The organism is Bradyrhizobium oropedii (genome assembly GCF_020889685.1).
Taxonomy (GTDB): domain Bacteria; phylum Pseudomonadota; class Alphaproteobacteria; order Rhizobiales; family Xanthobacteraceae; genus Bradyrhizobium; species Bradyrhizobium oropedii.
Genome location: NZ_JACMYO010000259.1, coordinates 1 through 9,416, shown reverse-complemented (window position 1 = coordinate 9,416; position 9,416 = coordinate 1). Strand labels below are relative to the sequence as shown.

Genomic DNA, 9,416 nt, shown 5'->3' with positions numbered 1-9,416 from the left:
CTAGATGTCACTGAGATGTCAGCGCACTCCACGAATGCCTTGCCTACAATCATCATCATCTTCCGCCATTGTGGCTCCATGGCAGAAAAGATGATCTGGTCGAGTTTGGTGACCGATACGGACAGGTTTGGCGAAACCTCGTCCCAAGTGAGCGTGCTGCTGATCCGTGGAGGTTTCGGTCGCGGCGCCAGCTCTGGATGCTCGGCATAGATGTCGAACAGCTTCACGTAGACGATTTGGCAGGCCTTGGTCAGATGCTCCAACAAGGCGTCGCAGTCGACCTTGTCGATTCCCTTCGTGGCGATGACGGTGCGTTCGAGTGCCTGGCCCACTTTCAGTAGACTTTTCTTTAGCTCGACCGCCCGCTCTCGATCCAGGCCAAAGGCCTCGTGACTACACCTTGCAAATACAGGGCGCGCATTCACGCGACCCGTTGCCCCATCCGGGCTACGAACTAGTCCTTCAACCGTACCTCGCTACGCCCCCAGATTCGGAGATCGCCGACACCTTCAATACGATCGGAATCTGAGAGTAGCCGCAATCGCGCTGCGATCACCCCGTGACTGACGGGTAAGCCGAGCTGCTCGCAACGCTTTCCGGCGTTGGTGAGAAGCGCCGTCACCTTTTGCCACTGTGGCCTCAAGAGCGAGAGGATGATTTCGTCGAGCTGGCCTTCGCTCACCGATGACGGGAGATTCACGTCGTTCCACGTCAGCTCGCTGCAGATCTCGGGCGGCGCGCGATCATTTTCCGGCGGCATCAGATCGGGATACTGCTCCCAAATCTGCAACAGCACCTTGTCCTGCAAGTCGGAGACGACTTCGTGAAGCAGGCCGTTAAATTTGAGCCGCTCGGCCTTGGCAAGACCTGCGATGGCCATTCTCGCCTTGTCCATCGCTTCCCAGGCATCGAGCAAGTGATCGTTGATCCGGTCAGCCTGCTCTCGCTTCATTGTCCCTCGCGAAGTTGTCGCGTCCCCTCAAGTCTTCGCGTAGATATCCTTATAGGTATCCCGCAAAATATTCTTCTGCACCTTGCCCATCGCGTTGCGCGGCAGTTCGTCGACGACGAACACGCGCTTGGGCATCTTGAATTTGGCGAGCCGCCCGTCGAGCGCCTTCAGCACCGAGGCTTCGCTGATATCGGCGCCCTTGCTGCAAACCAGGACGGCGGTGACGCCTTCGCCGAAATCGGCGTGCGGCACGCCGATCACGGCCGATTCGATCACGCCGGGCATCGCGTCGATCTCGCTCTCGATCTCTTTCGGGTAGACGTTGAAGCCGCCCGAGATCACGAGATCCTTGCCGCGGCCGAGGATGTGGACGTAGCCCTTGCCGTCGATCTTGCCGAGGTCGCCGGTGATGAAGAAGCCGTCGCCGCGGAATTCGGCCTTGGTCTTCTCCGGCATGCGCCAGTAGCCCTGGAAGACGTTCGGGCCCTTGACCTCGATCATGCCGATGGTCTCGCGCGGAAGCTCCTTGCCGGTCTCGGGATCGGTGACCCGCACCGTCACGCCGGGCAGCGCGAAGCCGACCGCGCCGGGCACGCGGTCGCCGTCATAGGGATTGCTCGTATTCATGTTGGTTTCGGTCATGCCGTAGCGCTCGAGTACGGCATGTCCTGTACGCGCCGACCATTCGCGATGGGTGTCGGCGAGCAGCGGCGCGGAGCCCGAGACGAACAGCCGCATGTGTTTGGTGGCGTCCTTGCTCAGGCCCGGGTTCTGCAACAGACGGGTGTAGAAGGTCGGCACGCCCATCATCACGGTGGCGCGGGCCATCAGCTTGATGATCGCGTCCGGATCGAACTTCGGCAGGAAGATCATCGAGGCACGCGCAAACAGCGTGACGTTGCTCGCCACGAACAGGCCGTGGGTATGATAGATCGGCAGCGCGTGGATCAGCACGTCCTTGTCGGTGAAGTGCCAGTAGTCGACCAGCGAATACGAGTTCGAGGCCAGATTGTCGTGCGAGAGCATCGCGCCCTTGGAGCGGCCGGTGGTGCCCGACGTGTAGAGGATCGCGGCGAGGTCGTCATTGCCGCGCAGCACGGTGGCGAATTGCTTCGGCGCCTTGTCCGCGGCCTCGGTCAGCGAGCCCTTGCCGCTCGGATCGAGCGTCTCGACCCTCGCGCCCACCTTGGCGGCGATCACCCCGATGCCGTCGAGCTTGGACGGATCGCAGACCACCAGCGCCGGCTCGGCGTCGGTAATGAAGTATTCGAGCTCGTTCAGCGTATAGGCGGTGTTGAGCGGCAGATAGACGCCGCCGGCGCGCACGGTGGCGAGATAGAGCACCAGCGCCGAAACCGATTTCTCGGTCTGCGCCGCGACGCGGTCGCCCGGCTTGACGCCGCGCTCAACCAGCACGTTCGCCATCCGGCCGGCGCGCGCGATCAGGTCGCCATAGGAGATGCGGCTGCCGTCGAGCTGCTCGATCGCAAGCCGGTTGGGGTCGTCGAGGCCGTCGAACAGGCGGGAAAACAGGTTGGCGTTGGTGGTCGTGTTCATGCAACATCCCCTGAGGGGCGAAAGCGCCGGTAAGAGGCTAGTGCCGCCGATTTGAAGTTCCTAGCTGGGGCCGCGAGTCTTCCCAGGAACTTCAAATCGATCAGCGGCACTAGAGTGATTAAAGTTTGCTAGTGCCCCGTAAGCTTCCGAAGTTCGTGTCAGTGTCCGCCGCGGCGGATCACGAACTTCGGAAGCGGGGCACTAGTTCTGGATTAGCAAAAACGCCCTTCGGAAAGCAACGGAGACAGTTTGCATGACAAATAATGGGAAACGCGTGGCCTGGGTCACCGGCGGCGGCACCGGAATCGGCGAATCCGGGGCGGAATTCCTGGCTGCGGACGGCTGGACGGTGGTGGTTTCCGGCCGCCGCAAGGAAGAGCTCGACCGCGTGGTGGCCAACATCACGAAAAAGGGCGGCAAGGCCGAGGCGATCCCGCTCGACGTCAGCAGCAAGGCCGACGTCAACAGGGCCGCCGAGACGATCGTCGCCAGGCACGGCCGCATCGACCTCCTGGTCAACAGCGCCGGCATCAACGTGCCGAAGCGCAGCTGGGCCGACATGGAACTGGAAGGCTGGGACAAGCTGGTCGAGGTCAATCTCAACGGCGTGCTCTATTGCATGCGCGCGGTGCTGCCGACGATGCGCAAGCAGCAGGACGGCTGCATCATCAACGTCGCCTCCTGGGCCGGCCGCCATGTTTCCAAGATGCCGGGCCCGGCCTACACCACGACCAAGCACGCGGTGCTGGCGCTGACCCATTCCTTCAACATGGACGAATGCGTCAACGGCCTGCGCGCCTGCTGCCTGTCGCCGGGCGAGGTCGCAACCCCGATCCTGAAGCAGCGTCCGGTGGTGCCGAGCGAAGCCGAGCAGGCCAGGATGCTGCAGCCCGAGGATTGCGGCCGCACCATCGCCTTCGTCGCCAGCATGCCGGCGCGGGTCTGCATGAACGAGATCCTGATCAGCCCGACCCATAATCGCGGTTTTATTCAGACGCCGGCGAACAGGGATTAGGCCCCACTCCCTCAACGGGCCGTCCCTGCGAAAGCAGGGACCCATAGCCACCGTTGTTGGTTGCTAGCGTGCGCTGGAGCCACAGCCCCCGCAAAACGACCATTCGTGGTTATGGGTCCCGGCTCGCGCGGAGCCTGTCGTCGGGCGGCGCTTCGCGCCGACCCGGTGGCTTGGCCGGGACGACAGCGTTGATGGTTTTGCGATCTACCTTACTCGCTGATCTCGTTCAGCTCCTTGCCGGAGTGCTCCGGCACGAACAGGAACACGCCGATCGCCATCGCGATCATCAGCACGGGGATGCAGAGGAACGCCAGCGCGAACGAGCCGGTGTGCTGCTGGAGTGCGATCGAGACGAACGGAAACAGCACGAAGCCGACGAAATAGGCGATCGCCCAGACCACGCCGTTGGCGGCGCCGCGGATCCGGGTCGGGAAGATTTCCGCCGTCAGCGTCGTGCTCGGGCCCCAGAAGCCGAGGAAGCCGAGACACCAGAGCAGCCCGAACGTCCACAGCAGGACGCGGTCCTCGGAATAGACCCAGAGCGTCATGAAGATGGCGCCCTCGATCAGGGTGATGATGAAGGTGCGGCGGCGGCCGATCTTGTCGATCAGCCAGCCGACCAGGCACAGGCCGAGAAAGCCGCAGAGGCCGTAGAACACATAGAACAGGCTGTATTCGGTCGTCGACCAGTGCTTCTCGGTCGACAGATAAAGCGGCATCCAGGCGCCGACGGTGCCGTAGATGCAGGTGCTCGCGCAGGCGACGAACAGCGCGACCAGCGTCGAGGGCAGCACGTCGGGCAGGAACACCTGGCGGATGCCGACCGATTTGGCCTTGCCGAACCAGGCGCTGTCCTCGTCGCTGACCGTGCCGCTGCGCGCCAGCGTCTCCGAGATGCGCCGCTTGCGGTCCTGCGATCGCACCCAATAGGGCGATTCCGGACAGGTGGAGCGGATATAGATCGCGAGCAGCGCGATCGCGCCGGGCACCATCACGGCGATCCGCCAGCCGTAATTGGCGGCGACCAGGCCAGTGATCGCGCCGGCGAGCGTGGCGCCGAGGCACCAGGCCGAGCGCGTGATGCTGATGACCCGGCCGCGCAGCCGCGCCGGCCAGGTTTCCGCCACCAGCATCGAGCCCAGCGACCACTCGCCGTTGAGCGCGAAGAACAGCAGCGAGCGCGCGATGACGAAGACCGCGAAGGTCGGCGACAGCGCCGCGACCGGCATCAGGAGTGAGAACAGCGCGATGTTGACGGCGAGCAATGTGCGGCGGCCGTAGCGGTCGGCAAGCCATGGCCAGAAATAGAGGCCGGCGATGCCGACGAACAGCGCGATCTGCATGCCCGACCGATATTCCGGCAGGGTCAGCGCAAAGTCCTTGATCACCATCGGCGAGATCAGCGCGAAGATCACGCCGTCCATGCCGTCGAAACCCCAGCCGAGCGCATTGGCGGTGGCGATGTGCCAATGCGTTTTCGTGAGCTCCGTGCTCCCTGCGACGGCGCGGTAGTTGGCGTATTGCAGGTGCTTCTGCTCGAGCGGACCGATGTCATCGCTCGCATCGTTCACCGCAGGCGCGGCGTGACCATCAGCCGTGATGCTGCTCATGATTGTTTTCCCCACTGCCGCCTGCTGCGAAATCGCGCCGCAATCTCAGGCTGAACCAATCGCGCCATGGCGGCAAGCGAATTGCTCGCGGCAGCGCACCCGTCCATTCCGTTCGATGGAATGCTCAATCGGTCGCGCGAAGCGCCGCGCATACGAAGCTCGCCCCAACCGGTTTCAGGAATCACAAAGATTTATTTCCGGAAACCGCCCTGAAAACCTCCCGTAGCTCGGCCAACGACGCCGCAATGATCAACCCAAGCGCGTCGTTGCCCCTTCAGCGCCGGCGATGATGTCGCCGGCTGGATCACCCATCGGGAGACGAACCATGTCGAAGCGTATTGCCTATCTCGCTGCCGCCGCCTTCAGCGCCCTCGCGATCACGGCCACCGTCGTGGCGCCGGTCCGCGCCGAGGAAAAGACCGTGATGGTCGGCGGCGCCGCGATGTTCCCCTCGAAGAACATCGTCCAGAACGCCGTCAATTCGAAGGATCACACCACCCTCGTTGCCGCGGTGAAGGCCGCCGGCCTCGTCAGCACGCTGGAAGGCAAGGGCCCGTTCACGGTGTTCGCGCCGACCAACGCCGCGTTCGGCAAGCTGCCGGCGGGAACCGTCGACAATCTGGTCAAGCCCGAGAACAAGGCGACCTTGACCAAGATCCTCACCTACCATGTGGTGCCGGGCAAGCTCGAGGCCTCCGACCTCACCGACGGCAAGAAGCTGAAGACCGCCGAGGGCGAGGAACTGACCGTGAAGCACCAGGACGGCAAGGTCTGGATCGTCGATGCCAAGGGTGGCACCTCGATGGTGACGATCTCCAACGTCAACCAGTCGAACGGCGTCATCCATGTGGTCGACACCGTGCTGATGCCGGCGACCTAACACCCGGCGGGTCGATTTAGTCCCTGATCGCCTTGCGAATAGCGAGCCGGAGCCTCGCCCCGGCTCGCATTTTTGTGACCAGATGAAGTGCCCTATATCAAACTGATGATGCGCGGCCCGGTAACGGAAGGCCGGTTCCGGGCGTATAAGCCGGTAACGACCACCAGCAGAGAACTTCCATGACGAGCCTTGCCGTCGGCGACCACCAGGCAGAGACCGCAACACCGGCGAAGGTGATCCAGCCGGTCTGGGTGCGCATGGTGCACTGGATCAACGCGTTCGCGATGATCCTGATGATCATGTCCGGCTGGCAGATCTACAACGCTTCGCCGCTGTTCGGCTTCAGCTTCTCCTCGAACATCACGCTTGGCGGCTGGCTCGGCGGTGCGCTGCTCTGGCACTTCGCCGCGATGTGGCTGTTGATGGTCAACGGCCTGATCTATCTGGCGCTGGGGTTCGCCACCGGCCGCTTCCGCAAGAAGCTGCTGCCGATTACCCCTGCGGGCGTGATTTCCGACACCAAGGCGGCGCTGACCTTCAAGCTGTCGCATGACGATCTCAGCAAGTACAATTCGGTGCAGAAGCTGCTCTATACCGGCATCATCGTCGTCGGCGTCGTCATCGTGTTGTCCGGCCTGTCGATGTGGAAACCTGTTCAATTGCATTGGCTGGTATCGCTGTTCGGCGGCTACGACATCGCGCGCTATGTCCACTTCACCTGCATGGCGCTGATCGTCGCCTTCCTGGTGATCCATGTCGCGCTCGCGCTGCTGGTGCCGAAGAGCCTGCGCGCGATGATCATTGGGCGCTGAGGGAGGATAAAATGGGTCGTCTCCGCAAGCTCCTGATCCCCGGTGTCGACAAGAAGCTGCTCGTGCGCGATGCAGTAAAGACGATGCCGGAGCTGACGCGCCGCCGTTTCATCACGGCGGGGACCAGCCTCGGTGCGCTGACGCTGCTGACCGGCTGCGACGTGGTCGATTCGTCGTCGGCGGAGGAACTGCTGAAAAAGGTCTCGAAGTTCAACGACGCGGTGCAGGCCTGGATGTTCAATCCGGATGCGCTGGCCCCGACCTTCCCCGAGAGCATGATCACCAAGCCGTTCCCGTTCAATGCCTACTACGGTCTTGACGAGGCGCCGGAGATCGCAGGCGCGGACTGGAAGCTCGAGGTGCGCGGGTTGGTCGACAACAAGAAGTCGTGGACGCTCGACGAATTGTACAAGCTGCCGCAGGTCAAGCAGGTGACGCGCCACATCTGCGTCGAGGGCTGGAGCGCGATCGGCAGCTGGACCGGCACGCCGTTGCGCGATTTCCTCAAGCTCGTCGGCGCCGACACGCACGCCAAATATGTCTGGTTCCAGTGTGCCGACAAGGACGGCTACAACTCGCCGCTCGACATGGGCACCGCACTGCATCCGCAGACCCAGATGACATTCAAGTTCGGCGACGAGATCCTGCCGCGCGCCTACGGCTTTCCGATGAAGATCCGGGTGCCCACAAAACTCGGCTTCAAGAACCCGAAATACGTGCTCTCGATGGAAGTCACCAACGACTACAAGGGCGGCTACTGGGAAGACCAGGGGTATAATTCGTTCAGCGGGAGCTAGCTCTCGCCTCGTCATTCCGGGATGCGCCGAAGGGCGCAGGCCCGGAATCCATTTGACCGCATGCGCTGCGTCACAATGGATTCCGGGTTCTCGCTTCGCGAGCCCCGGAATGACAAGTTTTGTTACGGCCCGACCTTCCTCTGAAATGCCGATAGCACCGCCCCCAGCGCGAGCATCGCGGCGGAAACGTTCAACGCAAACGACAGGCTGCCCATGGCGTCAGTGATGGCGCCGACCACGATCGGCCCGAGCGTCTGGCCGATGCCGAAGGCGATGGTCATCGCAGCAATCGCGGTCGGCCAGGCTTCCGGCGGGTAGTTGAAGCGCACGAAGGCGGTCGTTGACCCAACCACCGCGAAGAACGCGACGCCGAACACCAGCGCGGAAATCCCAAGCAGCAGCGGCGAATGGCCGAAGATCGGTAGAGCCGCGCCGAGTGCGTTGACGCCGAGGATGATGGTGGTGGCGAGCCCGCCGCGGTCGAGCGCCAGCACCCGTCGCCAGACCCATGGCGTGACGAAGGCGCTGACGCCGATCAGGCTCCAGAACGCGCTTTGCGCCGCCGCGCCGCCGCCGCCGTCGCGGACATAGGCGATCATGAAGGTCATGTAGGCGATGTAGCCGGCGCCGAACAGGAAATAGGCGGCGAGGTAGATCACCACCGGCATGATCGCGAACTTGGTTCGCACGATGCCGCCGGCGAAAGCATCGGCGTGGAATGGGGCCAGCATCAGCGGCACGATCATGATCGCGGAGAGCAAGGTCATCGCCCACCACACGATCCACCATGAGCCGGCGCCGAAGCCCTGCAGCACGAAGGGTGCGATCAGGCCGGATGCCAGGATACCAATGCCCGGCCCGGCATAGAACAGGCTGAGCAGGAAGTTGGCGCGTTCCGGCCGCGACTGCGCGATGGTTGCCGCCAGCGCACCGCCGCCGACAAAGCCGATCGCGGCGGCGAAGCCGACCAGCAGGCGGGCAAAGCTCAGCACGACGAAATTGCCCGAGATGGCGCATAGCGCCAGCGACAGCGCGCAGGCGAGCGTCGACCAGCGCACCGATGTCGCCAGCCCGAAGCGCTGGATCAGGCGTGAGGCGAACAGCGCGCCGGCCAGATAGCCGGCGGCATTGATGGTGTTCATGAAGCCGGCGGCCGAATACGACCAGGCCAGCTGCTCGCGCATGTCGGGTAGCACCAGCGAATAGGCGAAACGGCCGATACCGAGACCGACTGTCGGTGCGAGCGACAAAATAAGGATCAACCGCGCGGGATGCGGGTAGGACGGGGCGGGGGCTCTCACAATTCACTCCAGCAATGCACGCATTGTGGCAGGCCGCGGCGGTCCTGCCCAGCGCTAGAGGCAGCAACACTGTCTTGCGCATCGGGCAATCAGGCGATCAGGACCAGCGCGACGCCGGCGACGGTCAGCAGGGTTCCGGCGACGATCCGCGCGGTGATCTCGACATGCTTGAGCATCACCGCGCTCAGCGCCACGGTGACCAGCGGGTAGATCGCAGCGAGCGGCGCCACCAATGTGATCGGGCCGTTGCGGACCGCGGCGAACAGGCAGAGCGCGCTGAGCCCGTTGCTGATTCCGGTCAGCGTGAACCAGAATCGGCCGTCGCGCGATGCCTGCACCATGAAGCTACCTTTGCGGACGCGCTGCACGGTCAGCACCACCAGCGAGGACATGATGTAGCCGATCAGGCAGGCCCACAGCGGGCTCGGCCAGATCGCCAGCCCGATCTTGGCGATCGGCGGCGCCACACCGCGCACCAGCGCGCTCGCGAGC

10 protein-coding genes are annotated in these 9,416 nt (G+C 63.5%); 4 read left to right on the top strand and 6 right to left on the bottom strand.

Annotation, left to right across the window (positions count from 1 at the left end; translation table 11 throughout):
* The 3 genes from H8A95_RS39215 to H8A95_RS39205 form a co-directional block, all read right to left on the bottom strand.
* Positions 1-332, bottom strand: a 332-nt coding sequence (locus H8A95_RS39215) for a hypothetical protein (RefSeq protein ID WP_229187917.1), incomplete at its 3' end; no start/stop codon positions are given.
* A 122-nt stretch (positions 333-454) separates the two neighbouring features.
* A complete protein-coding gene (locus tag H8A95_RS39210; protein ID WP_229187916.1) occupies positions 455-952 on the bottom strand; it encodes a hypothetical protein in 498 nt (165 codons plus the stop codon).
* 27 nt (positions 953-979) lie between these two features.
* Positions 980-2,509 carry a malonate--CoA ligase gene (locus H8A95_RS39205; RefSeq protein ID WP_229187915.1) on the bottom strand — a complete coding sequence of 510 codons (1,530 nt, stop codon included), beginning with the start codon at positions 2,507-2,509 and terminating at the stop codon, positions 980-982.
* A gap of 253 nt (positions 2,510-2,762) precedes the next feature.
* On the opposite strand from H8A95_RS39205, the gene H8A95_RS39200 reads away from it, so the two are divergent.
* Positions 2,763-3,524, top strand: a complete 762-nt coding sequence (locus H8A95_RS39200; RefSeq protein ID WP_229187914.1) for an SDR family oxidoreductase — start codon at positions 2,763-2,765, stop codon at positions 3,522-3,524.
* A 209-nt stretch (positions 3,525-3,733) separates the two neighbouring features.
* Here H8A95_RS39200 and H8A95_RS39195 read toward each other — a convergent pair whose 3' ends face one another.
* Positions 3,734-5,134 carry an MFS transporter gene (locus H8A95_RS39195; protein ID WP_229187913.1) on the bottom strand — a complete coding sequence of 467 codons (1,401 nt, stop codon included), beginning with the start codon at positions 5,132-5,134 and terminating at the stop codon, positions 3,734-3,736.
* Positions 5,135-5,459: 325 nt separating this feature from the next.
* On the opposite strand from H8A95_RS39195, the gene H8A95_RS39190 reads away from it, so the two are divergent.
* The 3 genes from H8A95_RS39190 (at position 5,460) to H8A95_RS39180 (ending at position 7,623) form a co-directional block, all read left to right on the top strand.
* Positions 5,460-6,014: a fasciclin domain-containing protein gene (locus H8A95_RS39190; RefSeq protein ID WP_229187912.1), complete on the top strand. Its 555-nt coding sequence runs from the start codon at positions 5,460-5,462 to the stop codon at positions 6,012-6,014.
* A 179-nt stretch (positions 6,015-6,193) separates the two neighbouring features.
* Positions 6,194-6,826 (top strand): cytochrome b/b6 domain-containing protein, encoded by a 633-nt coding sequence (locus H8A95_RS39185; RefSeq protein ID WP_229187911.1) that lies wholly within the window; start codon positions 6,194-6,196, stop codon positions 6,824-6,826.
* 11 nt (positions 6,827-6,837) lie between these two features.
* Positions 6,838-7,623: a molybdopterin-binding protein gene (locus tag H8A95_RS39180; RefSeq protein WP_229187910.1), complete on the top strand. Its 786-nt coding sequence runs from the start codon at positions 6,838-6,840 to the stop codon at positions 7,621-7,623.
* 122 nt (positions 7,624-7,745) lie between these two features.
* Here H8A95_RS39180 and H8A95_RS39175 read toward each other — a convergent pair whose 3' ends face one another.
* Both H8A95_RS39175 and H8A95_RS39170 read right to left on the bottom strand, forming a co-directional pair.
* A complete protein-coding gene (locus H8A95_RS39175; protein WP_229187909.1) occupies positions 7,746-8,924 on the bottom strand; it encodes a YbfB/YjiJ family MFS transporter in 1,179 nt (392 codons plus the stop codon).
* Positions 8,925-9,013: 89 nt separating this feature from the next.
* A partial coding sequence (locus tag H8A95_RS39170; RefSeq protein ID WP_229187908.1) for an EamA family transporter occupies positions 9,014-9,416 on the bottom strand: 403 nt, incomplete at its 5' end.